This is a genomic window from Arsenicicoccus cauae (assembly GCF_043162025.1).
Lineage (GTDB): Bacteria > Actinomycetota > Actinomycetes > Actinomycetales > Dermatophilaceae > Arsenicicoccus > Arsenicicoccus cauae.
In genome coordinates, this window is record NZ_CP171001.1 from 3,073,912 (window position 1) to 3,097,377 (window position 23,466).

25 protein-coding genes and 1 riboswitch are annotated in these 23,466 nt (G+C 73.9%); of the genes, 3 read left to right on the forward strand and 22 right to left on the reverse strand.

The features are described from left to right. Positions 1–343 precede the first annotated feature (343 nt). From ACF3NS_RS14325 to rimP, 12 genes are all read right to left on the reverse strand, one after another. Positions 344–1,156 (reverse strand): ABC transporter permease, encoded by an 813-nt coding sequence (locus tag ACF3NS_RS14325; protein WP_154592950.1) that lies wholly within the window; start codon positions 1,154–1,156, stop codon positions 344–346. After that, a complete protein-coding gene (locus tag ACF3NS_RS14330; RefSeq protein WP_154592949.1) occupies positions 1,153–2,349 on the reverse strand; it encodes an ABC transporter substrate-binding protein in 1,197 nt (398 codons plus the stop codon). The genes ACF3NS_RS14325 and ACF3NS_RS14330 overlap by 4 nt, the downstream gene beginning before the upstream one ends. Further along, a complete protein-coding gene (locus tag ACF3NS_RS14335) occupies positions 2,342–3,121 on the reverse strand; it encodes an ABC transporter ATP-binding protein (protein WP_288799205.1) in 780 nt (259 codons plus the stop codon). The genes ACF3NS_RS14330 and ACF3NS_RS14335 overlap by 8 nt, the downstream gene beginning before the upstream one ends. After that, the gene (locus tag ACF3NS_RS14340; protein ID WP_230082763.1) at positions 3,097–4,170 is read right to left on the reverse strand and encodes an acyl-CoA dehydrogenase family protein; all 1,074 of its coding nucleotides are present in this window, start codon (positions 4,168–4,170) and stop codon (positions 3,097–3,099) included. Before ACF3NS_RS14340 ends, ACF3NS_RS14335 begins: the two co-directional genes overlap by 25 nt. A 10-nt stretch (positions 4,171–4,180) precedes the next feature. Beyond that, positions 4,181–4,702 (reverse strand): DUF4242 domain-containing protein, encoded by a 522-nt coding sequence (locus ACF3NS_RS14345; RefSeq protein WP_154592947.1) that lies wholly within the window; start codon positions 4,700–4,702, stop codon positions 4,181–4,183. Between the two features lie 127 nt (positions 4,703–4,829). Continuing rightward, positions 4,830–5,810 carry a tRNA pseudouridine(55) synthase TruB gene (gene truB / locus ACF3NS_RS14350; protein WP_154592946.1) on the reverse strand — a complete coding sequence of 327 codons (981 nt, stop codon included), beginning with the start codon at positions 5,808–5,810 and terminating at the stop codon, positions 4,830–4,832. After that, positions 5,803–6,438 carry a 30S ribosome-binding factor RbfA gene (gene rbfA / locus ACF3NS_RS14355; protein WP_154592945.1) on the reverse strand — a complete coding sequence of 212 codons (636 nt, stop codon included), beginning with the start codon at positions 6,436–6,438 and terminating at the stop codon, positions 5,803–5,805. The genes truB and rbfA overlap by 8 nt, the downstream gene beginning before the upstream one ends. A gap of 68 nt (positions 6,439–6,506) precedes the next feature. Continuing rightward, positions 6,507–7,529, reverse strand: coding sequence for a TRM11 family methyltransferase (locus tag ACF3NS_RS14360; RefSeq protein ID WP_288799206.1), 1,023 nt, complete (start codon positions 7,527–7,529; stop codon positions 6,507–6,509). Positions 7,530–7,724: 195 nt separating this feature from the next. Beyond that, complete coding sequence (infB, locus tag ACF3NS_RS14365) at positions 7,725–10,709, reverse strand: translation initiation factor IF-2 (protein ID WP_392466905.1); 2,985 nt, start codon at positions 10,707–10,709, stop codon at positions 7,725–7,727. A 171-nt stretch (positions 10,710–10,880) separates the two neighbouring features. After that, positions 10,881–11,330, reverse strand: a complete 450-nt coding sequence (locus ACF3NS_RS14370) for a YlxR family protein (RefSeq protein WP_392466908.1) — start codon at positions 11,328–11,330, stop codon at positions 10,881–10,883. Next, on the reverse strand, positions 11,269–12,363 hold the full coding sequence (gene nusA, locus ACF3NS_RS14375; RefSeq protein ID WP_154592551.1) for a transcription termination factor NusA: 1,095 nt from the start codon (positions 12,361–12,363) through the stop codon (positions 11,269–11,271). Before nusA ends, ACF3NS_RS14370 begins: the two co-directional genes overlap by 62 nt. Beyond that, positions 12,363–12,887 (reverse strand): ribosome maturation factor RimP, encoded by a 525-nt coding sequence (gene rimP / locus ACF3NS_RS14380; protein WP_154592552.1) that lies wholly within the window; start codon positions 12,885–12,887, stop codon positions 12,363–12,365. The genes nusA and rimP overlap by 1 nt, the downstream gene beginning before the upstream one ends. Before the next feature lie 194 nt (positions 12,888–13,081). On the opposite strand from rimP, the gene ACF3NS_RS14385 reads away from it, so the two are divergent. Together ACF3NS_RS14385 and ACF3NS_RS14390 are read left to right on the forward strand one after the other, a co-directional pair. Beyond that, the gene (locus ACF3NS_RS14385; protein ID WP_392466910.1) at positions 13,082–14,110 is read left to right on the forward strand and encodes a hypothetical protein; all 1,029 of its coding nucleotides are present in this window, start codon (positions 13,082–13,084) and stop codon (positions 14,108–14,110) included. Further along, a complete protein-coding gene (locus tag ACF3NS_RS14390; protein ID WP_392466916.1) occupies positions 14,107–15,063 on the forward strand; it encodes an aminoglycoside phosphotransferase family protein in 957 nt (318 codons plus the stop codon). Before ACF3NS_RS14385 ends, ACF3NS_RS14390 begins: the two co-directional genes overlap by 4 nt. 38 nt (positions 15,064–15,101) lie before the next feature. On the opposite strand, the gene ACF3NS_RS14395 is transcribed toward ACF3NS_RS14390, so the two are convergent. Genes ACF3NS_RS14395 through ACF3NS_RS14410 form a run of 4 tightly spaced genes read right to left on the reverse strand, consistent with a single transcriptional unit; the run spans position 15,102 to position 17,857 of the window. Then, a complete protein-coding gene (locus ACF3NS_RS14395) occupies positions 15,102–15,986 on the reverse strand; it encodes an energy-coupling factor ABC transporter ATP-binding protein (RefSeq protein ID WP_154592555.1) in 885 nt (294 codons plus the stop codon). Then, a complete protein-coding gene (gene cbiQ, locus ACF3NS_RS14400; protein ID WP_311966409.1) occupies positions 15,983–16,786 on the reverse strand; it encodes a cobalt ECF transporter T component CbiQ in 804 nt (267 codons plus the stop codon). Before cbiQ ends, ACF3NS_RS14395 begins: the two co-directional genes overlap by 4 nt. A gap of 1 nt (position 16,787) precedes the next feature. After that, a complete protein-coding gene (locus ACF3NS_RS14405; RefSeq protein WP_154592556.1) occupies positions 16,788–17,102 on the reverse strand; it encodes an energy-coupling factor ABC transporter substrate-binding protein in 315 nt (104 codons plus the stop codon). Positions 17,103–17,104: 2 nt separating this feature from the next. Further along, a complete protein-coding gene (locus tag ACF3NS_RS14410; RefSeq protein ID WP_154592557.1) occupies positions 17,105–17,857 on the reverse strand; it encodes an energy-coupling factor ABC transporter permease in 753 nt (250 codons plus the stop codon). Between the two features lie 56 nt (positions 17,858–17,913). Next, positions 17,914–17,990: riboswitch (cobalamin riboswitch) on the reverse strand. 90 nt (positions 17,991–18,080) lie between these two features. Here ACF3NS_RS14410 and ACF3NS_RS14415 point away from each other — a divergent pair. Continuing rightward, the gene (locus ACF3NS_RS14415) at positions 18,081–18,758 is read left to right on the forward strand and encodes a GNAT family N-acetyltransferase (protein ID WP_392466920.1); all 678 of its coding nucleotides are present in this window, start codon (positions 18,081–18,083) and stop codon (positions 18,756–18,758) included. Between the two features lie 19 nt (positions 18,759–18,777). Here ACF3NS_RS14415 and ACF3NS_RS14420 read toward each other — a convergent pair whose 3' ends face one another. From ACF3NS_RS14420 to paaA, 6 genes are read right to left on the reverse strand one after another with little or no spacing between them, the layout of a single operon-like run. Then, a complete protein-coding gene (locus ACF3NS_RS14420) occupies positions 18,778–19,620 on the reverse strand; it encodes a hypothetical protein (protein ID WP_392466923.1) in 843 nt (280 codons plus the stop codon). After that, entirely contained in the window at positions 19,617–20,738 is a 1,122-nt protein-coding gene (paaE, locus tag ACF3NS_RS14425; protein WP_392466925.1) for a 1,2-phenylacetyl-CoA epoxidase subunit PaaE, read from the reverse strand. Before paaE ends, ACF3NS_RS14420 begins: the two co-directional genes overlap by 4 nt. Next, complete coding sequence (paaD, locus tag ACF3NS_RS14430; RefSeq protein WP_311966410.1) at positions 20,738–21,286, reverse strand: 1,2-phenylacetyl-CoA epoxidase subunit PaaD; 549 nt, start codon at positions 21,284–21,286, stop codon at positions 20,738–20,740. The genes paaE and paaD overlap by 1 nt, the downstream gene beginning before the upstream one ends. Beyond that, positions 21,283–22,086: a 1,2-phenylacetyl-CoA epoxidase subunit PaaC gene (gene paaC / locus ACF3NS_RS14435; protein WP_154592561.1), complete on the reverse strand. Its 804-nt coding sequence runs from the start codon at positions 22,084–22,086 to the stop codon at positions 21,283–21,285. The genes paaD and paaC overlap by 4 nt, the downstream gene beginning before the upstream one ends. Beyond that, on the reverse strand, positions 22,083–22,370 hold the full coding sequence (paaB, locus tag ACF3NS_RS14440) for a 1,2-phenylacetyl-CoA epoxidase subunit PaaB (protein ID WP_154592562.1): 288 nt from the start codon (positions 22,368–22,370) through the stop codon (positions 22,083–22,085). The genes paaC and paaB overlap by 4 nt, the downstream gene beginning before the upstream one ends. Continuing rightward, positions 22,367–23,419 carry a 1,2-phenylacetyl-CoA epoxidase subunit PaaA gene (gene paaA, locus ACF3NS_RS14445; RefSeq protein ID WP_288799298.1) on the reverse strand — a complete coding sequence of 351 codons (1,053 nt, stop codon included), beginning with the start codon at positions 23,417–23,419 and terminating at the stop codon, positions 22,367–22,369. Before paaA ends, paaB begins: the two co-directional genes overlap by 4 nt. Positions 23,420–23,466 lie beyond the last annotated feature (47 nt).

Genomic DNA, 23,466 nt, shown 5'->3' on the forward strand with positions numbered 1-23,466 from the left:
CGGGGGTGACCCATGGGTAGCTTTGGGGCGAGTGTGCCTGGTCGCACCGATAAAAGGAAGGATGCATCTCACACTCTCCCCTGTTCGGAGCCTCGGCGTCCCCCGAGCCTGTGAGCAAGTCCGGGGGCAGGTCCGGGAGGACCGAGCCGTCCTCCGACCAGTCCGGGGGTGCGGCGAGGACGCTGGTCGGGGCCACGTGCAGCCGGTCCGGACGTCTTCCGCGACCGGGAGGTGCTCCTGCCGCGGCCCCAGATGCTCCTCGCAGGCCGTCAGCAGCAGGTCGGCCAAGCGGCGGTGGCCGACGTGGGCCGTAGCCCCGCGCTGAGGGCGACCACGCGGATCGTCATACGAGAGCCTCCAGGGGGTCGTGGGTGGGGCGGGTGACCGAACGTCGCTCCTCGTCACGCTCCCGCCGGCTGCGCAGGGCCCGGCGCGCCACGAGGTCCACGGCGAAGCCGATCGTGCCGATGACGACGATCAGCGCGGTGACGTGGTGGTAGGCGAGCTGGTCCTTGGAGTTGAGGATCTCGTAGCCGAGCCCCGAGGTGACCCCGAGCATCTCGGCGGGCACGAGCACCACCCAGGCGATGCCGATGGCGGCGCGCAGCCCCGAGAGCACGAAGGGCTGCACCGACGGCACGACCACCGAGCGCACCGTCTCGCGGCGCGAGGCCCCGAGGGTGCGGGCCACCTCCAGGTGCCCGGCGTCCACGCGCCCGACGCCCTCGACCGTGGCCATCAGGACGGGCCAGACGGCCGTGGCCGCGACCAGCGCGATGACGGGGACGTCCCCGATGCCGATCAGCGCGATGGCGACGGGGGCCCAGGACAGGGGGGACACCATGCGCAGGAAGAGCAGCACCGGCCGGGTCGCCGCGTCGATCCACGGGACCAGCCCGACGAGCGCGCCCACGAGGACACCCACCGTGGTGGCGATCGCGAGACCGCTGGCGAGCCGGAACACGCTGATGGAGGCGTCGGTGAGCAGCCGCCCGTCGCGGGCGAGCTCGACCAGCCCCTGCCAGGTGCGCACGGGCGAGAATTGCGGGATCAGTGGCCACCGCGCGAGCAGCACGTCGGTCACGAGCCACCACACCGCGACCGCGGCGAGGAGGCCGACCACGGCGGGCAGCGCCCGGTGACGGGGATCGGTCATGGGGCGACCTCCTCGGGAGTCGTGACGGGCAGCGGCAGGTGCAGGTCGCGGGCCGCCTGCCGCACGAACCGCTCGTCGACGAGACCGGCGTGCACGGTCCCCGGGTCGATCCCGCGGAGGAATCCCCGGTCGCCGTCGACGGTCGTGGCCTGCATGAGCGAGGCCAGCTCCGCCGTGTAGCCGGGCCGGGGGTAGGCGCTGAAGCCCAGCCGCTGGCCCTGCCAGCCGGGGTGGCGGGTGATCGTGGCCGGTGGCCGCCGCCCCGTGATCACCCGGGACACGGCTGCGGCGGGCTGGGGCAGGTAGCCGCCCTCGGCCCCGAGCACAGCCGCGGCGTCGGCGCGGTGACCCTCCAGCCACTGCTGGGCCTGGACGACACCGGTCGTGAGCGCCTGGGCCGCGGCCGGGTGGGCGTCGACGAGGTCGCCGCGGACCGCGATGCCGCAGCAGGCGTGGTCGTGCCAGACGTCACCGAGGAAGCGCAGCACGCGCCCGACCCCCTTGACCTCCGCCACGGAGCAGAACGGCTCGGCCACCACGAACCCACTGACCCGCCCTGACGCCAGCGCGGGCACCATCTCCGCCGGAGACATCACAACGAGCTGCACCGTGCCGGCGCTGACGGACGGTGCCTGGCGCACCACGGCTCGCAGCCCGGAGGCCGCGAGCAGCCGCTGCAGCAGCACGTTGTGCACGCTCCACCAGTAGGGGATGGCGACCGTCGTCCCGGCGAGCTGCTCGGTGCGGGTGATGGACCGGCCCACGGTCAGGGCCGAGCCGTTGGTGTGGCCCCAGGCCAGCACGCGCACGTCGGCATGCTGGGCGAGGCGCAGCTGCAGCGCAAAGGGCATCAGCAGGTGGACCACGTCGACGTCCCCGACCAAGAACGCCTGGGCCAGCGACTCCCAGCCGCGGAAGAGCACCGGGCGTGCAGCGGGCAGCCCCGCGTCGGCGAGGAAGCCACGCTGGTGGGCGGTCAGCAGCGCCGCGGCATCGGTGATGGGCAGGTAGCCGATGCGCAGCTCCCGGCCCAGCGCACCCGCGTCGTCGCGCCAGCCGGACACGGTTGGCGCCACGGCGATCCGGGCGCCGTTGGCGGTGAGGCCGGCCAGGCCGAGCGCCGCGCCGCCCCGCGCCGTGGCCAGCAGCAGCTCGCGACGGGTCGGCGTCGGACGGGCGTGGCGCTCAGACATGGATCCGGCGCCCGTGCCGCCCGCGGTCGCTGCCGGGCTCGGGCGCGCCGTTATCGTGGGCGGGTTCGTCGTATGCCGCGCGCACCTGCGCCCGCAGCGGGTGGCTGGCCGCCGTGACGTGGTTGGTCGCGGGGGTGATCGACCAGCGCCGCGCGACCGTGCCGCCGGCCCGCAGCACGACGACGTCGTCGGCGAGGACGAGCGCCTCGTCGATGTCGTGCGTGACGACGACGCTGCTGAGCCCCCGCTCCGTGAGGTGTCGGCGCAGCCAGCCCTGCAGCTCGCCGCGGGTCGCCGGGTCCAGGGCGCTGAACGGCTCGTCGAGCAGCAGCAGGTCAGGGCGCACCGCCAGGGCGCGCCCCAGCGCGACACGTTGCGCCTGGCCGCCGGAGAGCTGATCCGGGTAGGCGTCGGCGTGCGCGGTGAGGCCGAGCAGGTCCAACAGCTCGTCGACCAGCGGGGCGTCGCGCACGTCGGCGTTGGCCGCGTAGGCGTGGCCGAGCGCGAGGTTGTCCCGCACGGTGAGCCAGGGCATCAGCCGCGCCTGCTGGAAGACCATGCCGATGCGGGGCGTGCCCGGACGGTGCACCGCGCCGGCGCTCGGGTGCAGCTCCCCCGCGAGGAGGTGCAGCAGCGTGGACTTGCCGGCCCCGCTCGGGCCGAGCAGGGCCAGCTGGCGGCCATGCTCGACATCGAGGTCGACCCGGCGCACGGCGACCCGTGATCCGTAGGTCACGGCGACGTCCGTCAGCTGGACGAGGAGAGCTCCCACCGCAGGTGTCCTTCCGAGGGCGACTGGACGGGCAGGAAGGCGGCCTCCCGCAACCGGCGCGAGGCGGTGCTGGTCGCGACGTAGCCCCCGCCGCCCGCGAGGGTCGCCGCCAGCCGCGTCGCGTCCTGGCACACGTGGCTCGCGTCGAGCCGCAGGCGCAGCAGCTCGTGCCGGGTCACGGCCGCCGGGTCGGCGACGGCCTCCTGCCAGCGCCGCTCGACCTCGTCGGCGCGGGCCTGGAGCTCGTGCACCTCGCGGTCGAGGGCGCGGGTCTCCGGGCGTGCGACCCCGGCCAGGGCGTCGGCCACGCAGCATCGGGTCAGCCCCACGCAGAAGGCACTCTGCAGGAGCAGCAGCGTCGGCCGGAAGCCGGCGGCGTAGCTCGGCACGTCCTCGGACAGCACCGCCTCGACGGGGGTGCGGACACCCTGCAGCACCACGCGGCCGGAGGCGGTGCTCTCGAGCGCGAGCAGGCCCCGGGCGGGCTGCACCTGCACGCCCGCGCTGCCGACGGTGAACCACGTGACGACCGGCGGCTCCCCTGCCAGGTCCACCGCCGTCACCACGACGGCACCGGGGACCAGGTTGGAGGCCCAGGCAATCGACCCGTCCAGGACGATCTCGTCGCCTTCGCGCCGCCCGGTGACACCGAGGTCGCCGAGCCCGGAGGCCTGCTTCATGGCCGCCGCCATCGCGGAGCACCCGACGACCCGGCCGGCGCGCAGCTCGGCGAAGGCGTCCTCGGACAGCGCCGAGCGCCGCCCCCGGGCGAAGTACTCGATGGCCATGCGGTGGCCCCAGATGCTGAACGCCGAGCTGAGGCACTCCTCCGCCACGGCCGCGATGACGTCGCCCATGGCCCGCAGCGGCACGGCGGCCTTGGGGCCGGCGGCCGCGACGGCGGCGGCGGTGTCGTCTGCGCCCAGGTCGAGCAGGCCGTCGGCCGCCAGCAGCGCGACCGCCTCGGAGGCGGCCAGCTCCCCGCGGTCCACCTGCTCGGCCCGTTGCGCGGCCCAGGTCCGGACCGGGTCCACGGTCACTGTCGTCATGGGGCGACCCTCAGGCGAGCTGGTGCAGGCGGTCGATGGGGGTCTGGACAACCTCGCGGGCCCGGACCACGGTGTCCTGGTCGGGAGCGTCGTAGAAGCACAGGCACTTGAGCATGTCCTCGCGCACGTAGGTGCGGAGGAAGGCCACCTCGGGCACCTGCGCGTAGCGCGGGGACTTGGCCTTCTTGTTGGCCAGGTAGGTGTCCATGTCGAGAGTGGCCGGCAGGTCCCACTCGACGAGGTAGCCCGCGTGCGGACGGGCAGCCTTGATGTCGGCGAGCTCGGCGCCGACGAGCCGGACCTCCGCGGGAGCGGTCACCTCGGCGGCGCCGTCGACGCTCGCGAGGGGGGCGAGGGCCTCGGCCTCGTCCGCCTCGAGCACCGCGAAGACCCGGCCGGCGTCGGCGGTCACCTGAGACTCGATGAGCTCCGCCCCGGTGCCCGTGCTCTGCGAGGCCAGGGTCTCGATGAGCGCCTGGGCGCCCTCGCGGGTGGGGTCGGCGGGGACGAGCTCGATGAGGAACAGCGACATGGGGGTCTCCTGATCGGTGGAGGATGGGTGCCCACGCCAGGACAGTGGCTTTGGACACCCATAACCATCACTTATGGATGACCTGTCCCGCAGACCGTCTCGACGGGCGGACGCGAGGTCGCAGGCGTCAGGTCGCGGCCGGCGCCAGCACGACCAGGCTGCGGGCCTGCGGCCGCGTCTCGTCCAGCAGCGCCACCAGGCGCCCGTCCGGCGCGAACCCCGCCACCACGCCCTGCCCCGAGCCCGACGTCGACGCAGCCGACGCGATCCGCTGGCCGTAGCCCAGCGCCGTGGCCTCCTCGGCGCTGAGCTCGTGCGCCGGGAACTGCGCGCGCGCCGCGGTGGCCAGGTCGAGCAGCGGCAGGCTCGGCAGGTCCGCGCGGTCGAGCCGGTCCACGCCGAGGCGGGTGCGCGCGGCGTCATACGCAGCCGTCAGGTCCATGAGGTCGGCCGCCACGTCCAGGGCGTAGCCGCCCACCCGGGTGCGGCGCAGCGCGGTGAGGTGACCACCGACGCCGAGGGCCGACCCGAGGTCGCGCGCGAGGGCGCGCACATAGGTGCCGGAGCTCACCTCGACGGTCACGTCCAGGTCGTAGGCCGTCTCCCCCGCCACGCGCTGGTCGTGGATGTCGAAGCGGGACACCGTGACCGGGCGCGCAGGCAGCTCGACGTCCTCGCCCGACCGGACCCGGGCGTAGGAGCGGCGACCGTCGACCTTGATCGCGGACACGGCGCTCGGGACCTGCTCGATGGCGCCGGTCAGGCCCGCGACCGCGGCCGCTACCCGCTCGGGCGTGACCCCCTCCACCGGTGTGGCCGCCGTCAGCTCGCCCTCGGCGTCATCCGTGACCGTCGCCTGCCCCAGCCGGATCGTGGCGTCGTAGGCCTTGTCGCAGCCGACGAGATGGGTCAGGAGCCTGGTCCCTCGCCCGAGCCCGAGGACCAGGACCCCGGTGGCCATGGGGTCGAGCGTGCCGGCGTGACCGACCTTGCGCGTGCCCGCCAGCCGGCGGACCCGCCCGACGACGTCGTGGCTGGTCCAGCCGGCCGGCTTGTCGACGACGAGCAGCCCGTCGGGGCCGTCGTCGGCGCCCCGGCTCCTAGCCATCGGCGCGCCCGGTGCCCTGGGCGGCGTCCTCCTCCTGGTCGGCCAGGTCCAGCGCCGCAACGTCCTCGAGCTGGGCCGCCTCCTCGGCGTCCACACCGCCGTCCCGGACCGATGGGGGCGGTGGGACCGGGGCATAACCGTCGTCGGTGTCGACTGAGTCGTCGCTGTCGTCGGTGGCATCGGTGGCGTCGGCGGGCTCCGAGGAGGCGTCGGCAGGCTTCTTGTAGGGGTCGGCGTCGCCGGCGTAGGCGGCCTGCTCACGCCGGCGGGCAAGCTCCTCGTCCCGCTCGCGCGCCTTGCGCAGGGCGTCCTCGATCTGCGAGGACGTCTCGGGGAGGGCATCGGCGATGAACTCCAGGCTCGGGGTGAGCCGGATGCCGAGCGCCTTGCCGACGTAGGACCGGATGCGGCCGAGGTTGTCCTGCAGCGCCGCGGCAGTGCCTTCTCGCTCCTCGTCGGAGCCGAAGACGGTGTAGAAGATCGAGGCGTGCTGCAGGTCACCGGTCACGCGGACGTCCGTGAGGGTGACGAAGCCGAGACGCTCGTCCTTGAGGCGGTACTCGAGGTACTCGGCCGCGACGACCTTGATGCGGTCGGCGATCTTGCGGGCGCGTGCCGGGTCTGCCATGAGAGTGCCCCTTCGTGATGGGTCGAGTCCCGCCGGCGTGGGTGCCGACGGGCTGGTCGTACGTGTGGTCAGCCCTTGCGGGCGACCACGATGTCGCGGTCGATGGAGGCGTCGACGCGGTGACGCAGTCCACCGTAGCCACCCGCCTCGACGACGGTGAGCCCGTGCCGCGCGAGCAGGTCGGTGACGGCAGCGCGCGCAGCGACGTGGCGGTTGACGGCGAGCCCCACCGCGCCCCCGGTGCGCAGCGCCCGGACCCAGCCGGGCAGCGCCGCGTCGAGGAGGTCGAGCGGGCTGCGGGCCAGGCGGTCCCCGTGGCTGCCGTGCTGCACGCCGTACGGCGTGTCGGCGACGACCACGTTGGTCTGGCCGGCGGGCAGGAGGCCCTGGAGCCGGGTCGTGTCGACCCCGAGGTAGGTCACGTGCTGCACGCGCCCCGCCTTGTAGTCGTCCTTGTCGGCCGCCAGCTCGACGTCGAAGCGGTGACCGAGGGTCTTGCCGCTGCGGCGGACGGCCCCGGACGTCAGCCGGTGCTTGATCCGGTGCTGGCGCAGGTAGGTGCTGAGGAAGGCCTGGTAGGCCTCGCGGTCCTTGGCGTCGAGGTCGATCCCGGTGACGTCCAGACCGAGGGTGATGGCGGTGCTGAGCGTGGTGCCGCGACCGCACATGGGGTCCAGGACGGTCATGGTGCCGTCGAGGTAGCGCTCGGGCCAGGCCGTCGCCATCGCGGTCACGGTGAGCAGCAGTCGGGTGAACTGCTCGTTGGTCTTGCCCTGGTACTTGAGGATGGTGACCAGGTCGCTCGGGAACCGGTCGGGCCGGTCCAGCGCGACCGGGCGGAGCAGCTCGCCATGCTCGTCGCCCGCACGCAGATACAGGGCCTGTATGCCGGACAGCACGCTCACCGCCCGGAGCGGGTCGCCGGTCAGCGGGGCCGCCGTCTCGAAGCCCAGGTAGGCCACGCCCGCCACCTCGACCGGCGCGATGTCCCCGACGCTGCCCGGCAGGAGCGCGTCCGCCACACAACGCAGCTCGGCCGCCATGAGGGCGGGTGCCTGGTCGGCATACACCCGGTTGTGCGACGGGGACACCAACGCAAGATAGGACGACAACTCACTTGCCTTTCAGCCGCACGAGGTGAGGCGCCCGGACCCGCTGGGGGCGCCAGGGAGCGGTGGCCGGGCCGTGGTGGGCCTGGCGGGAGCCGCGAGGGACGAGCGGCGGAGGATAGGCCCGGCCGCCGCACCCGGAGCCCCCCGAAGGAGGGGCTCCGGGTCGACCGACGATCAGTCGCGCGGCTTCTCGCGCATCTCGTACGTCGCGATGAGGTCACCGACCTGCAGGTCGTTGTACGACCCGAGGTTGATGCCGCACTCGAAGCCCTCGCGCACCTCGATGACGTCGTCCTTGAACCGCCGCAGGCCGGCGACCTCGACATTCTCGGAGACGACGACCCCGTCGCGCGTGATGCGGGCCTTGGCGCCGCGCCTGATCTCGCCGCTGCGGACGATCGATCCGGCGATGTTGCCGAACTTGCTGGAGCGGAAGATCTCGCGGATCTCGGCGGTGCCGAGCTCCACCTCCTCGAACTCAGGCTTGAGCATGCCCTTGAGGGCCGCCTCGATCTCCTCGATCGCCTGGTAGATGACCGAGTAGTAGCGGATCTCGACGCCTTCACGGTCGGCGTACTCGGCGTTCTGGCCCTCGGCGCGGACGTTGAAGCCGATGATGACCGCGTTGGAGGCGACGGCGAGGTTGATGTTGTTCATCGTGATCGCGCCGACGCCGCGGTCGATGATCCGCAGGTCGACCTCGTCGCCCACGTCGATCTGCAGGAGGGCATCCTCCAGCGCCTCGACCGAGCCGCTCGCGTCACCCTTGAGGATGAGGTTGAGCGTCTCGACCTTGCCGGCCGCAAGGGCCTCGTTGAGGTCCTCGAGCGAGATGCGCTTGCGGGCCTTGGCCAGGCTGGCCTGGCGGTCGGCGGCCTCGCGCTTCTCGGCGATCTGACGGGCCGTGCGGTCGTCGGGGGCCACCACGAAGGTGTCGCCGGCGCGGGGCACGGACGCGAGACCGAGCACCTGGACCGGACGCGACGGGGTCGCCTCCTTGACCTGCTTGCCGTGCTCGTCGAGCATCGCGCGGACGCGGCCGTGGGCCGACCCGGCGACGATGGCGTCGCCGACCCGCAGGGTGCCCTGTTGGACGAGGACGGTCGCCGTCGCGCCGCGACCACGGTCGAGGTTGGCCTCGATGGCAACGCCGCGGGCGTCGGTCTCGGGGTTGGCGCGCAGGTCGAGGGCGGCGTCCGCGGTGAGCAGGACGGCCTCGAGCAGCTGGTCGATGTTCTGACCCTGCTTGGCCGAGATGTCGACGAACATCGTGTCGCCGCCGTACTCCTCGGCGATCAGGTTGTACTCGGTCAGCTGCTGGCGCACCTTGGCCGGGTTGGCCCCGTCGACGTCGATCTTGTTGACGGCGACGACGATCGGCACGTCCGCGGCCTGGGCGTGGTTGAGCGCCTCGATGGTCTGCGGCATGACGCCGTCGTCGGCGGCCACGACGAGGATCGCGATGTCGGTGACCTTGGCGCCGCGCGCACGCATGGCCGTAAAGGCCTCGTGACCCGGGGTGTCGATGACGGTGAGTTTGCGCTCCTCGCCCTCGTGCTCGACGGCGACCTGGTAGGCACCGATGTGCTGGGTGATGCCGCCGGCCTCGGTGGCGATGACGTTGGCGTTGCGGATCGCGTCCAGCAGGCGGGTCTTGCCGTGGTCGACGTGACCCATGACCGTGACGACCGGCGGCCGGGCCTGGAGCTCCTCGTCGGCGTAGTCCTCGCCCTCGAGGTCGATGTTGAAGGACGCGAAGAGCTCCTGCTCCTCCTCCTCCGGCGACACGACCTGGATGTCGTAGCCGAGCTCCGCGCCGAGCACCTTGAAGGTGTCCTCGTCGAGGGACTGCGTGGCCGTGGCCATCTCACCGAGGTGGAAGAGCACGGTCACCAGGGACGCCGGGTTGGCGTTGATGCGGTCGGCGAAGTCCGTCAGCGACGAGCCGCGACGCACGCGCACGACGGTGGAGCCGTCGCCACGGGGCACGGTGACGCCACCGATGGACGGCGCCTGCATCTGCTCGAACTCCTGGCGCTTCGCGCGCTTGCTCTTGCGTCCGCGAGCGGGCTTGCCGCCACGACCAAAGGCACCCTGGGTGCCACCGCGACCGGCGCCGCCGCCGGGACGACCACCGCCACCGGGACGGCCGGCGAAGCCACCGCCACCACCGGGACGAGCACCGTAGCCACCACCGCCGGGGGCGCCGGGACGACCACCGCCGCCACGGGCGGGACGCTCGCCGGGACGGGGCACCGACGACCGGGTCGGCATGGCGCCGGGCGTGGGCCGCGGGCCACCGGGACGAGGTGCGGCGGGACGCGGGCCGCCCGGACGGGGCCCGGCCGCACCGGCCTGGCCGCCACCCTGACCGCCGGGACGCGGCGCCTGGGGGCGGGGCATGCCCTGCGAGGGGGCGAAGGGGTTGTTGCCCGGGCGGGCCGATCCCTGGCCGCCGCCGGGGCGGGGAGCCCCGCCGGGACGCGGCGCGCCGCCGTCGCGAGCGGGGCGGTCGGTCCGCTCCGGACGCTCGGTACGGTCGGTGCGCTCGCCGCGCTCCGGACGCTGACCCATGCCCTGGGAGGACGCGAAGGGGTTGTTGCCGGGGCGCGGGGCTCCCGGACGACCACCCTGACCACCGGAACGGCCGGGGGCCTGCTGCTGGCGCGGGCCGGGGGCGGCAGGACGTGGACCGGGCTGCGCGGGGCGCGGGCCGGGCGCCGCGGTCTCGGCCGCGGGCGCCTTGGCGGCGGGCGCCGCGGGGGCGGGCGCCGCGGGCGAGGGAGCCTGGGGGGCGGACGTCGCCGGAGCGGCCGGCGCCTGCGGAGTCGCGGCAGCGGCCGGCTTGTCCGAGGCGGGGGCCGGCTTGGCGGCGGGTCCCGGCGTCGGCCTCGACGTGCTGCCGGCGGCGGGTCCCGGCGTCGGCCTCGCCGTGGTGCCGGCGGCGGGCCTGGGGGCCGCCGCAGGGCTCTTGGGGGAGCCGCCGGCCTTGCCGGCGAGCTCGGCCGGGAAGGACTCCCGGATGCGGCGCACGACCGGCGCCTCGATGGTGGAGGACGCCGCGCGGACGAACTCTCCCTGGTTCTTCAGGTGCTCGAGCAGAACCTTGCTCTCGACTCCGAGCTCCTTGGCGAGCTCGTAGACCCGGACCTTAGCCACAATTCTCCTTGATCTCGGTCCGGGCGGGCGCGGAGAGGTCCTCCGCCGGTCACGGACCGTCGTTAGTGCTGGGGCATGCTCATCGCTGAGTACTCATCGGGTGCTCATAGCGTCAAACCCGCTTTCGGTTCTCATCGGACGGTGCTGTCACGGCCTCGACGGCGGGTGCCGTCAGGACCGGTCGTGCTCGCTCTCCACCCACGCCCGCAGCGCGGCGACGTCGGTCGTGACCTCCGCGCGCAGGGCACGCCCGAACGCCTTGCGACGCACGGCGAGGTCCAGGCAGGAGGGGTCCGGGTGGAGCCAGGCCCCACGTCCGGCCCTGCGCCTGCGCGGGTCCGGAACGACGTGGAGCGACCCACGCTCGTCCGGCTCCGCCACCACTCGCAGGAGAGCCGCCCGGTCACCGACACCACGGCAGCCCACGCACGTTCGGGAGGGACCCGGGGCGGACGAGGACGCGGTGGTCGCTGGACCAGACTGACCCATCCTACCGCGTCCCCGGGCGTGTCGTCGCACCGTGACGACCGGCTCGACGTGCTCCCGGGGGTGAGGGACCTCAGGCACCCTGCTCGGAACCGGCCGACGGCTCAGCCGACTCATCCGACCCGGCCGACTCATCCGACCCGGCCGACCCGGCCGACCCGGCCGCTGCCTGACCGCCACCCGCGGGGGTGTCGGGGTGGATGTCGATGCGCCACCCGGTGAGCTTGGCGGCCAGGCGGGCGTTCTGGCCCTCCTTGCCGATGGCCAGGGACAGCTGGTAGTCGGGCACCACGACCCGCGCGGCACGCAGCTTGGGGTCCACGACCTCGACCGACAGCACGCGGGACGGCGACAGCGCCGCGGCCACGAACTCGTCGGGCTGGGCGGAGTAGTCGACGATGTCGATCTTCTCGCCGTGCAGCTCGGTCATGACGGCCCGGACACGGGCCCCCATCGGACCGATGCAGGCGCCCTTGGCGTTGACCCCCGGGGTCTTGGCCGTGACGGCGATCTTGGTGCGGTGCCCCGCCTCGCGTGCGAGGGCTGCGATCTCGACGGTGCCGTCCGCGATCTCGGGCACCTCGAGGGCAAAGAGCTTGCGCACCAGGTTGGGGTGGGTGCGGGACAGCATGATCTGCGGGCCGCGGTTGCCCCGCTTGACGCTCACGCAGTAGCAGCGGATGCGATCCCCGTGGGCGTAGCGCTCACCCGGCACCTGCTCGGAGACGTGCAGCTCACCCTCGACACCTCCACCGAGCGCCACCTGGACGACGCGGGGGTTGGAGCTCTGCTGCACCACGCCGGAGAGGATGTCCCCCTCCTTGCCGCGGAAGTCGCCGAGCACCGACTCGTCCTCGAGGTCGCGCATGCGCTGGTGGATGACCTGCCGCGCCGTCGAGGCGGCGACCCGGCCGAAGTCGGCAGGCGTGTCGTCATACTCCCTCGGCTCGGGACGGGGCTCGCCCTCGGCGACCGGCTCGAGGTCCTCCAGGGCCCACACCGTGACCTTGCCGGACTTGCGGTCGAGCTCCACTCGGGCCCGGCGCGCCGCCCCCTCGGTCTTGGAGTACGCGAGGAGCATGGCGTCCTCCATGGTCTTGACGAGCACCTCGAGGGGGATCTCGCGCTCGGTGGCGAGCATCCGCAGGACCGCCATGTCGATGTCCATCAGTTCTTCTCCTCGGTCGCGCGGGTGAACTCGACCTGCACCTGGGCGCGGGCGATGTCGGGGTAGGCGAGCTGCCGGGTCGACGACGCCCCCTTGGTGGTGACCTCCAGGGCCACCTGCTCCGGGCCGGCGGCGACGATGCGTCCGGTGACCTGGCCGTCGGGGGTCGATGCCTTGACGAGACGACCGACGTTGCGGCGGAAGTGCCGCGGCTCGGTGAGCAGCCGGTCGACACCGGGCGAGCCCACCTCGAGGACGTAGGGCTGCTCGCCCATGACCTCGGACTCGTCGAGGAGCTCGCTCACGCGGCGCGTGGCGTCCGCCACGAGGTCCAGGTCCAGGGGCTCGATGGCCGTCGTGTCGTCGGCAGGGGGCGCGGTCACCAGGTCGGTGTCGACGGTCAGCCGCACGAGGCGACGCTTGCCCACCTGCTGCACGGTGAGCTGCTCGACCATGAGCCCCAGCTCGGCGAGCGCGGGGTCCAGCAGCGTGCGGACGTCCTGCTCGGTGCTCCGGGTGACCATCGTTTCCTCCGCTGTCGGTGATGTGCGCCTGCGCCGCGTCACGGCTGCGCGCGGGCCGGCAAAGTCCACACCCTATGCCATCGACCCTGCTGGAACTCTATCGAGCGGGCGAGCGGGATGACAGCGCGCGTCCGGCTGCTCTCGGGCTGTGTCACGTCCACGGGAGCCCGCTCACGGGTGGCAGGATCGCAGGCATGGTCGACCGGTCGTCCCCGCACGCCCCGCGCACCTCGCGCGACGTCGCGGCCGTGCCCTCGCGGCGCGCGGTGGTGGCGGCTGCCTCGCTCGTCCCGCTGGGGCTGCTGACCGCCTGCCGCGTCCGGCTGGAGGACGACGCGCCGCGGATCCCGCTCGTCCCGACCCGCGAGCCCACCGAGGACGAGGCGCTCCTGCTCGCGGCCTGGCGCACCGCGACGGACCTCGGCCGTATGACGACCGGCCTGGCCGGTGACGGGGCTGCGGCACCGCGCCTGCACGCCGTCCACGCCCGCACCTTCGACCAGCTGCTGCGCGACCGACGGGTGCCGCAGGCGCAGCGCGTCACGACTCCGACCCCCTCCGTCTCGACCAGCGGGTCCGACGCCGGCGCGTCCGGCACCGTCGGCACATCCGGCGCATCCGGCGCATCCGGCGCATCCGGCACCCCGGCGGACCGGGGCGCCGCCGCCCGGGCCGAGGCCGCCGCCGTGTCACCCGCCGCCCTCGCGGAGCTGGCGTCGGCCCACGCCGGCCAGCTGCCGCTGCTGGGGTCCTTCGGGGCGTGCCGCGCCCGCCTGGCGGGCCTGCTCGGGTCCCCTGCCCGCTGGCCGGAGTGGGGCACGGCTGCCTCCCCCGCCGACGGCGGGCTGCTGGCCGCGCACCGGCGAGCGCGCTACCACCTCGAGGTGGCCGCCGCCCGCACGCCGGACGACGACCGTGGAGCGGTCTCGCGCGAGCTGGCCCGGGTCGCCGGTGTCGTCGTGCGGCTGGAGTCGCGAGGCGGCTCCTCGGGGGCGCCTCCCGCCGGCTACCCGCTGCCCTTCCCCGTGCGCGACGGCGCCGCCGCACGCCGCCTCGTCACCCACGCGCTCACCACGCTCGAGACGGCCTGCGGCACGACCTGGGCTGCCGGCTCGGGGTCGACGGAGGCGGTCACGACCACCACCCGCCTCGTCGTCGACGCCGTGACCGCCGGGGATGCGTGGGGGGTGCCGCTGCGGGCGTTCCCGGGGCTCTTGTCGTGAGCGGCGCGACCCGAGACCTGGTCCCGGCATCTCTGACCGCGCTGGTGTCCGGCCGCCCGGCGGACGAGGGGGTCCGCGACCCGGTCGATGGTGACACCTGGCTGCGGCGGCTGCCCGGCACCCTGGACGAGATCCTCGCCGCGCAGGACCTCGCCGTGGACGGGCGACCACGGCACGGGGTGTCCGCGATCGTCCTACCGGTGCGCAGGCAGGGCAGACCGGCCGTCCTCAAGGTGAGCTGGCCGCACGCCGAGGCGGCGCACGAGCACCTGGCGCTGCGCGCGTGGGACGGCACGGGGGCCGTGCGCCTGCTGGCGGCCGACCCCGCCCGCTGGGCGCTGCTGCTCGAACGGCTGAACCCCGACCAGGCGCTGAGCAGTGAGCCCGTGCTCGACGCGTGCGAGACGGTGGGCCGGCTGCACGCCCTGCTCGACCGGCCAGCGCTCCCCCGCCTCGACACGGCGAGCGCCTGGTGCGGGCGCATCCGTGAGCGCCTCACGAGCTCACCCCCTCCCGTCCCGCCCAGGGTGGTCGACCAGGGGGTCCGCCTTGCCGCGGAGCTGGCCGAGGACGCAGAGGTCGACGCCCGGCTCGTGCACAGCGACCTTCACGACGGCAACGTGCTGCGCGTGCCGGAGGAAGTGGCGCCGCGGGTCGGCACCGTCGACGGCTGGCTCGCCATCGACCCCAAGCCCCTCGCCGGCGAGCTCGCCCTGACGATCGCCCCTCTGCTGTGGAACCGCTGGGACGAGGCCGTCCGCGCGCACCACCTGCGCAACCACCTGAGGTTCCGGGTGGACTACGCCTGCGACGCGGCGGGGATCAACCCGGCACGGGCGCGCGCGTGGACGATCCTGCGGGAGCTGGACAACGCCTGGTGGGCCGCGCGGGAGCCCGACGGGCACGAGCGCATCACGCAGGCCGTCGCGATCATCAAGGCCATGCAGGACTGACGCACTCGTCTGCGCCCCTCGACGCACCCGACCCGCGCTCAGGACGTGGTCGCGGCCCGTCCCGACAGCGCCGCAACCAGCCCGTCGACGTCGCGCGGTCGGGCGTCGGCGTCGAGCAGCCCGGCCCGCGCGAGGCGGGCGGCCAGCTCGAGCGGCCAAGGGCGGCGCAACCGGGCCCGCGCGACGAGCAGGTCGTCGCCGAGCACCTCCTCGACCAGGCCCTGGGTGACCGTCCCGTCGACCACCACGGCCGCGTCGTCCGCCCACGACAGCGCGAGGTCGACCTCGTGCGTGGCGAGCACCACCGTGGTCCCGTGCTCCTCGAGGCGGGTCAGGGCACCCAGCATCTCCTCGACGCCGGCCGGGTCCAGGCCCGCCGTGGGCTCGTCGAGCAGCAGCACCGCGGGGCGCATGGCGACGGCGCCCGCGGTGGCCGCACGCTTGCGCTCGCCGTAGGACAGCTGGTGCGTCGGACGATCCGCGAGATGCTCGATGCCGAGCAGGGCGAGCGCCTCGGCCACCCGCTCGCGCACCTCGGCCACGGGCAGGCCGAGGTTCATCGGCCCGAAGGACACGTCCTGGGTCACGTCGGCGCTGAACAGCTGGTCGTCGGGGTCCTGGAGCACGAGCTGCACGCGCTGCCGGTGCTCGCGCAGACCCTTGCGGGAGTAGTCGACCCGCCGGCCGTCGACCTGCACCTCGCCGGCCGAGGGCTGGTGCCCACCGCTCAGGCAGCGCAGAAGCGTCGTCTTGCCGGAGCCGTTGGCCCCGAGCAGCGCGGTGCGGCGCCCCGCCCCCACCTGCAGGTCCACCCCGGTGAGCACGGGCGGACCCCCGGGATAGGCCGCGTGCAGCGCCGTGGTGGCCAGCCGCTGCCCAATCGCCGCGAGCGGGGGGTGGTGGCAGTCCTCGCGGTGGCTCATGGCCCTCCCACCCCCGCTGAGGTGGCGAGGGACAGCACCACCAGGGACACGAGCAAGAGCATGCTGGCGACGAGGAAGCCGGCCGAGCGTCGCTGCTCGCGCGGCAGGGTGAGCAGCGCGGACTCGTAGCCCCGCCCCGCCAGCCCCTCCTCCATGCGGCGGGCCCGGTCCCACGACCGGGTCAGGGCGGCGGCGGTGAGCATGCCCGCGGAGCGCAGCGCGGCTCGGCGGCCGTGGTAGCCGAGCCGGCCGGACTGCGCCTCCCGGATCGAGCGCACGGAGTCCAGCAGCACGAACAGCAGGCGATAGGTCAGCGCCGCGATCTCCACGCAGGCGTCCGGCACGCGCACGCGACGCGCGGAGGCGAGCAGGTCGACCATGGGTGTCGTGCTGGCGAGGACGAGCACCGCCAGCGTGCCGGCCACGGCGTGGGCGGTCAGGCCCGCGGCGGCCGCCAGGCTCTCGGGCGTCACCGCGAGCGGTCCCCAGCGCCAGTATGCCGAGGGCCCGGCCCCTCCCTGGGTCGCCTCCTGGGCGCCGACGGTCACCGCCACCGACAGCCCGCTGACGACGATGAAGGCCAAGGGTCCACGAAGCGCGCGCAGCACCAGGGACACCGGCACCCGGGCCGGGCCGACCAGGACGATCACGCTGGTGAGGGCTACCAGCGGTGAGGCCGGCCAGGGGGGCAGGAGCAGCGCGACGAGCACCAGCCCCAGGCTCAGCAGCGCCTTGTCACCGACGGCGCGCGTCCGCCAGGTGCCCGCCCAGGCGGCGTCGTCGATCGCGAGCCCCGCCACCTCAGTCGGAGCCTTGCGGGCGGGGGCGGCTGCGGCCGCGCAGGTAGCCGATGACGTAGCCGAGCACGCCCGCGCCGACGGCGGCCTGCAGGGCGAACAGCCCCGACTCGACCTCGCCGCTGGGCTCGAACACGCTGCGGAACCACGGCTGGTAGTCCGGGTGGGCCTGCTCGATGGCGCTGGTGGCGGCGCTGTCCGTCCCCACGAACCGTTCCTCGGGACCGCTGCGCCGGGCGTCCAGCAGCAGCGGCACGGCGAGCAGCGCCACGAGGGCCAGCAGGCAGACGACGGTCAGCAGGTGTCGGCGTGGTCGCATGCTCAGCCCTCCGTCGTGAGGGACGGAGCGGACGCGCCGGCGCCCGGCCGCCCGGGACCGCCACGCCCGTCGAGGCCGGTCCTCGCGTCGGCCTCGCGCGGCAGCACCCCGAGGCGCCGCAGCTCGGGGGCCGCGACGTCGCGCAGCACACGGATGACGAGGACGCCGAGGACACCCTCGGCGAGGGCCAGCGGGACCTGGGTGAGGGCAAAGATGCCGAGGAACTTCGCGAGCGCCCCGGGGAACCCGCTGGCCGGGTCGGGATGAGCCAGCGCGAGCTGCAGGGCGGTCGTCGCATAGGTCGCGAGGTCGGCGGCGGCCATCGCCACGAACACGCCGCCCAGGAGGGGCAGCCCAGCGCGGCGGCATACGGCGTAGCACGAGTAGCCCACCCACGGACCGACCACGGCCATGCTCATGACGTTGGCGCCCCAGGTGGTGAGGCCTCCGTGGGCGAGCAGGAGCGCCTGGAAGGCGAGGACGATGCCGCCGAGCAGCGCCATGACAGGGGGCCCGAAGAGCACGGCGCCGAGGCCGGTGCCCGTCGGGTGGCTGGAGCTGCCCGTCACCGACGGGAGCTTGATGGCGGACAGCACGAAGGTGAAGGCGCCGGCCGCCCCCAGCAGCAGGCGGTTCTCGGGATGCTCACGGACCTGACGCACGACCTGTCGCGCTCCGTGGACGACGAACGGGGTGGCGACGGCCGTCCAGGCCGCGGCGTGCCAGGGAGGGAGGTAGCCCTCGGCGATGTGCATCTGCGCACTCCTTGAGATCGGGGATCACGCGTCCCCCTCGCGGTGGACCCGACGAGCAGTTCCTGGCTCCCGCGCCCCCGTCGGGGACCCGGTCACAGTGGCGCGACCGCGCCGGTCTCTCACCGGCTTCCTGGCACCGTCGGGCTGGTTCTCGGAGTATGCCACACCAGATGCAGGTGAGAACTCTTATCATCTGGGTGGGGGCGATCGCTAGTCTCGCCGTATGCCGACCGCGCCACCCCCTTCCCCGACCGCCCCCGACGCCGCGGGGACGACGCAGCTGCCCGCCCTCCCCGACCTGCCCGTCCGCCCCCGCACGACGCAGCGGCTGGTCCTGCGGCCCTGGCGCGACCTGGACGCCGAGGAGTTCGCGCGCCTCAACGCCGACCCGGAGGTCATGGCGTACTTCCCCGCCCCGCTGGACCGGGCCGCCAGCGACGAGCTGCTGGGTCGCGCGCGGGGCCACGTCGACGAGCACGGGTGGGGACTGTGGGCCCTGGAGGAGCGCAGCACCGGCGCCTTCGTGGGTTTCACGGGTCTGGTCCGGCCGCGGTTCGAGGCGGCGTTCACGCCGTGCGTGGAGATCGGCTGGCGGCTCGCCCGGTCGGCGTGGGGGCGGGGCTACGCGACGGAGGCTGCCCTGGCCGCCCTGGACGTGGGCTTCCGCGAGCTCGGGCTGCGGCAGGTCGTGTCCTTCACGGCCTCGGTCAACCTGCCGTCGCGGGCAGTCATGCAGCGCATCGGCATGATGCACGACCTCGCCGACGACTTCGACCACCCGCTGATCGACCCGGCGAGCGAGCTGTGCCACCACGTGCTGTACCGCATCGACCGGGCCGACGACCACTCGGGCGGTCCGGACGACCAGGTCGTCCCGGTCGGGGCGGGGCCCGTCGACTGACCCCGTCGCCCAAGGCCACTCAGGACCCCGGGACCGGCGCGACCTCGCGGATCGCGGGTGGGGTGATGCGCGCGACGGCGCCCCACTCGCTGAACGCGATCGTGCCGGCCGTGCGGGGCGCGGAGGAGCTGAGCCGCAGCAGTCGCCCCGACCCGTCTGCTGCCACGATCGCTGTGGTCGGCCCGCCGGAGCGGAGCTCGTAGGCCTGGGTGCCCTCGTAGGAGGTCCGCCCCACGACCGTGCGGTCGCCCGGGTCGCGGAGGGCGGCCTCGACGGCGTCCAGCAGCTCGCTGAGGCTGAGGACGGCGAGCTGGTTGGCCGCCGCACCGGACAGCTGCACGAAGCGGCCGCGGGCGCTGCCGGAGAGGGCCGCGGACCGCACGAACGTCCGCCCCTCGCTGCGCACGATCTCGAACGGCGCGGACACCCCCATCGACACGGTGCCCCGGACGCTCAGCCCGTCACGCGTGCCCCGCAGGTCGAAGGTCATGGGCGCGCCCTGGACGTTGAGGGTGCCCACCGCTCGCACGCTGGTCGCCGCCGCGACGAAATCCGCGGCGGCAGCGGCGAGTCGGTCCGCCTCACCGGCCGTCGCGTCGCCTCCTGGGGCGGCGGGCGAGGACGGCTCCGGCGCCACGTCGTCGAGGCTCGGTGCCCCGAGGTCGGGGATGCTGGTCGTGGGCCCCGCCGAGGTCGCCCCGTCGTCGCCCGTCCCCCGGCCGGAGGAGGACGCGGCGGGCGGGGGACGGTTGGGAGCGCCCTGGCACCCGGCGGTCGTCACCGCGACGAGGGCAGCGACGGCGACGGTCGCCGCCGCGCGCCCCACCGGACGCCCCGGCCCGGCGAGGGCGCGGCGCGTCACGCGTCGTAGTCGAGGCGCACGTGGTCGGTGACCGGGCGCGACTGGCACGCGAGCACGATGCCGTCCGCGACCTCGTCTTCCTCGAGGGCGTAGTTGCGGTCCATGCGGACCTCTCCCTCGACCAGCCGCGCCCGGCAGGTGCCGCACACCCCGCCGGTGCAGGAGTAGGGCGCGTCCGGACGGGCCCGGAGCGTCGCGGCCAGGATGGTCTCGCCGGGGTCGGTCATCGCGATCTCGGTCGTGCGTCCGTCGAGGTTGACCGTGACCCTCGCGAGGACGCCGGTGCGCTCCCCGGCGGCGCCGACCCCGGGGTCGGTCTCGGCCCGCGGCTCGTCGTCGACGTGAAAGACCTCGAAGTGGACGTGCTCGTTGGCGACCCCCTCGGCCGCGAGGACCTCGCGGGCGTTCTCGACCAGGGAGAAGGGTCCGCAGAGGTACCACTCGTCGACCGTGTCGACGGGGACGAGGGAGTCGAAGATCCGGCGCAGCCGCTCCTCGTCCAGACGCCCGCTGAACAGGTCGACGTCACGGGCCTCACGGGACAGGACGTGCATGAGCTGGAACCGGCTGCGGTAGAGGTTCTTGAGGTCCTCGAGCTCCTCCAGGAACATGATCGAGCTCGTCGACCGGTTGCCGAACAGCAAGGTCACCCGGCTGCCGGGCTCGTCCTCGAGGACGGTCGTGAGCAGGGACAGGACAGGTGTGATCCCCGACCCGGCGACGATGGCGACGTGGTGACGGGCGCGGTCGGGCTCCGTGGGCACGAGGAACGAGCCGAGCGGCGGCATGACCTCGATCGTGTCGCCCGGGCGCACCTCGTCGACCAGCCACGGCGAGACGGCACCGCCGGCCACGCGCCCGGCAGCCACCCGCAGGACCCCTCGGTCGGCGGCCGCCTTGCGGGACAGACAGATCGAGTAGGAGCGCCGCTGCTCCTGGCCGTCCCGCTCGACTCTCAAGGTGAGGTGCTGGCCGGGGGCGAAGGTGAACTCCTCTCGCAGCTCCTCGGGCACGGCGAAGGTGATCGCCGCGGCGTCGTCCGTGAGCGGCTCGACCCCGGCCACCGTGAGGGGGTGGAACTGGGGGCGGTGGCGCACGGGCTTGCTGAGCAGGGCCATCAGATCACCTTGAACTCGTCGAAGGGCTCACGACAGACGTCGCACCGGCGCAACGCCTTGCAGGCGGTGGACCCGAACCGGGCCACCTCCGTGGTCTGGTCGCTGCCGCAGCGGGGGCAGCGCACCTGGTGCCGGGTCAGCTGAACGGGCACCGGCGCGTGGGCGCTCCCGGCAGCTCCGGCAGCTCCGGCAGCTCCGGCGGTGGGCGGGGCGATGCCGAACTCGCGCAGGCGTTCGCGCCCCCGCTGGCTCATCCAGTCGGTGGTCCAGGCGGGCGACAGCTGGGTGACGACCTCCGCCGTCATGAGGGCGCGGCTCGCCTCGTGCCGCACGAGGTCCTCGATCAGCCCCATGGCGGGGCAGCCGGAGTAGGTCGGGCTGAGGACGACGCGCACGAGACGCCGCTCCTCGTCGACCTCGATCGACCGCACGATGCCGAGGTCGTCGATCGTGATGACCGGGATCTCGGGGTCGGGGATGGCCCGTATGGCGTCGGCCAGCTGCTCGGCCGAGCGCCCCGACCGGGCCGGCGCCGCCACGGCGCTCACCAGGTGGCGCCGGGGTGCGAGCGTGCGATGTGCTGCATCTCGGCGAGCAGGTAGCCCATCGGCCGCGAGTGGATCCCGCGCCGACCGTCCCGGGCCGTCCAGCGGGACGGCTCGGCTGGGGTCAGGGACGCCTCGGAGAGCACGCTCGCGACATACGCGCGCACCTCGTCCTCGACCTCGCTGGGGCGCACGCCCGCCCCGGACTCCGCGGCGGCGACGGCCGCGTCGTCGTCGGCGAACAGCTCGGCGACGTACGGCTCGACCACCGCGAGGGCCGCCTGCATGCGGCGGTGCGACTCCTCGGTGCCGTCGCCCAGGCGCACCACCCAGCTGCGGGCGTGGTCGCGGTGGTAGGCAAGCTCCTTGACGGCCTTGCCCGCGACGCCGCGTAGCGTCTCGTCCTCGGACCCGGTGAGCCGCTGCATGACCGCCAGCCGAGCGGTGGCGAACCACAGCAGCCGGGCCATCTCCACGCCGAAGTCGCCGCGCTCCATCTCGACGAGGTGGACGCTGCGGAACTCGCGCTCGTCGCGCAGGTAGGCGTAGTCGTCCTCGGAGCGCCCCGTCCCGTCGAGGGACCCGGCGTAGGTCAGCAGGCTGCGCGCCTGGCCCAGGAGGTCGAGCGCGATGTTGCCGATCGCCATGTCCTCCTCGATGGCGGGGGCGTCGGCCACCCACTCCCCCAGGCGCTGGGTGTAGACGAGCGCGTCGTCCGCGAGTCCCAGGACGTAGTCCGCGAGGGTGCCCGAGGTGCCGGGCGGGGGCGGGGCACCGGGCCCGGCGACGGTGCTGGCGTTCATAGGTACTCCACGTCCTCCGGCACGTCGTAGAACGTGGGGTGGCGGTAGACCTTGTCCGCGCTGGGGTCGAAGAGCGGTCCGCGCTCGTCGGGGCTGGACGCCGTGATGCTGTCCGCCTCGACGACCCAGATCGACACGCCCTCCTGCCGGCGGGTGTAGAGGTCGCGGGCGTTGTGCAGCGCCATCGGGGCGTCCGGCGCGTGCAGGGATCCCACGTGGACGTGGGACAGACCCCGCTTGGCGCGGACGAACACCTCGTACAACGGCCAGGTGGCCTCGGTCATGCGGCACTCTCCTTCGAGCGCGAGGCCTGCTTGGCGGCATACGCGTTGGCGGCCTCTCGCACCCACACCCCGTCCTCGTGAGCCCGGATCCGGTTGCTCATGCGCTCGGCGTTGCACGGACCGTCACCCTTGAGGACCCGCCAGAACTCCTCCCAGTCGATCTGGCCGAAGTCCCAGTGACCGCGCTCGTCGTTCCAGCGCAGGTCGGGGTCGGGGAGGGCGATGCCGAGCTTCTGCGCCTGGGGTACCGTCATGTCGACGAACTTCTGGCGCAGGTCGTCGTTGCTGAACCGCTTGATGCCCCACGCCATGTTCTGCGCGGTGTGGCCCTGCTGGGCGGCCTCGCCGGAGTCCTCGGGGCCGAACATCATGAGTGCGGGCCACCACCAGCGGTTGGCGGCGTCCTGCGCCATCGCGCGCTGCTCCTCGGTACCCCGGGCGAGCACCCACAGGATCTCGAAGCCCTGTCGCTGGTGGAAGGACTCCTCCTTGCAGACGCGGATCATCGCGCGGCTGTAAGGGCCGTAGGAGCACCGGCACAACGGCACCTGGTTCATGATCGCGGCGCCGTCGACCAGCCAGCCGATCGCCCCCACGTCGGCCCAGGTCAGCGTCGGGTAGTTGAAGATCGAGGAGTACTTCTGCCTGCCCGCGTGGAGCTTGTCGAGCAGCTCGGCCTTGTCGACGCCGAGCGTCTCGGCCGCGGAGTAGAGGTAGAGGCCGTGCCCGGCCTCGTCCTGCACCTTGGCGATCAGGATGGCCTTGCGCCGCAGGCTCGGGGCGCGGGTGATCCAGTTGGCCTCGGGCTGCATCCCGATGATCTCGGAGTGAGCGTGCTGGGCGATCTGTCGGATCAGGGTCTGGCGGTAGCCCTCCGGCATGTCGTCGCGCGGCTCGATGCGCAGGTCACGGGCGATGAGGTCGTCGAACGACGTCGTGTCCCCCGGAGCTCGGTCCGCGTCGGCCGAGGCCTCGCGGGCCCGGGTGTAGTCGTCGGTCTCGGCCGCGTTCAGCGGCTCGTCCGGGTCGATGACATCGTTGCCATACATGCTGGCCAGTATCCTCGCCCGCGTCAGCGCCTGCAAAGGCGCCCGAG

What these genes read in the sequence shown, in the direction of transcription:
- ACF3NS_RS14325 (WP_154592950.1), bottom strand. Translation starts at nt 1,156, where the DNA reads ATGACCGATCCCCGTCACCGGGCGCTGCCCGCCGTGGTCGGCCTCCTC.
- ACF3NS_RS14330 (WP_154592949.1), bottom strand. Translation starts at nt 2,349, where the DNA reads ATGTCTGAGCGCCACGCCCGTCCGACGCCGACCCGTCGCGAGCTGCTG.
- ACF3NS_RS14340 (WP_230082763.1), bottom strand. Translation starts at nt 4,170, where the DNA reads ATGACGACAGTGACCGTGGACCCGGTCCGGACCTGGGCCGCGCAACGG.
- ACF3NS_RS14345 (WP_154592947.1), bottom strand. Translation starts at nt 4,702, where the DNA reads ATGTCGCTGTTCCTCATCGAGCTCGTCCCCGCCGACCCCACCCGCGAG.
- truB (WP_154592946.1), bottom strand. Translation starts at nt 5,810, where the DNA reads ATGGCTAGGAGCCGGGGCGCCGACGACGGCCCCGACGGGCTGCTCGTC.
- rbfA (WP_154592945.1), bottom strand. Translation starts at nt 6,438, where the DNA reads ATGGCAGACCCGGCACGCGCCCGCAAGATCGCCGACCGCATCAAGGTC.
- ACF3NS_RS14370 (WP_392466908.1), bottom strand. Translation starts at nt 11,330, where the DNA reads ATGAGTCGGCCGGGTCGGATGAGTCGGCTGAGCCGTCGGCCGGTTCCG.
- nusA (WP_154592551.1), bottom strand. Translation starts at nt 12,363, where the DNA reads ATGGACATCGACATGGCGGTCCTGCGGATGCTCGCCACCGAGCGCGAG.
- rimP (WP_154592552.1), bottom strand. Translation starts at nt 12,887, where the DNA reads ATGGTCACCCGGAGCACCGAGCAGGACGTCCGCACGCTGCTGGACCCC.
- ACF3NS_RS14385 (WP_392466910.1), top strand. Translation starts at nt 13,082, where the DNA reads ATGGTCGACCGGTCGTCCCCGCACGCCCCGCGCACCTCGCGCGACGTC.
- ACF3NS_RS14395 (WP_154592555.1), bottom strand. Translation starts at nt 15,986, where the DNA reads ATGAGCCACCGCGAGGACTGCCACCACCCCCCGCTCGCGGCGATTGGG.
- ACF3NS_RS14405 (WP_154592556.1), bottom strand. Translation starts at nt 17,102, where the DNA reads ATGCGACCACGCCGACACCTGCTGACCGTCGTCTGCCTGCTGGCCCTC.
- ACF3NS_RS14410 (WP_154592557.1), bottom strand. Translation starts at nt 17,857, where the DNA reads ATGCACATCGCCGAGGGCTACCTCCCTCCCTGGCACGCCGCGGCCTGG.
- ACF3NS_RS14415 (WP_392466920.1), top strand. Translation starts at nt 18,081, where the DNA reads ATGCCGACCGCGCCACCCCCTTCCCCGACCGCCCCCGACGCCGCGGGG.
- paaE (WP_392466925.1), bottom strand. Translation starts at nt 20,738, where the DNA reads ATGGCCCTGCTCAGCAAGCCCGTGCGCCACCGCCCCCAGTTCCACCCC.
- paaC (WP_154592561.1), bottom strand. Translation starts at nt 22,086, where the DNA reads ATGAACGCCAGCACCGTCGCCGGGCCCGGTGCCCCGCCCCCGCCCGGC.
- paaB (WP_154592562.1), bottom strand. Translation starts at nt 22,370, where the DNA reads ATGACCGAGGCCACCTGGCCGTTGTACGAGGTGTTCGTCCGCGCCAAG.
- paaA (WP_288799298.1), bottom strand. Translation starts at nt 23,419, where the DNA reads ATGTATGGCAACGATGTCATCGACCCGGACGAGCCGCTGAACGCGGCC.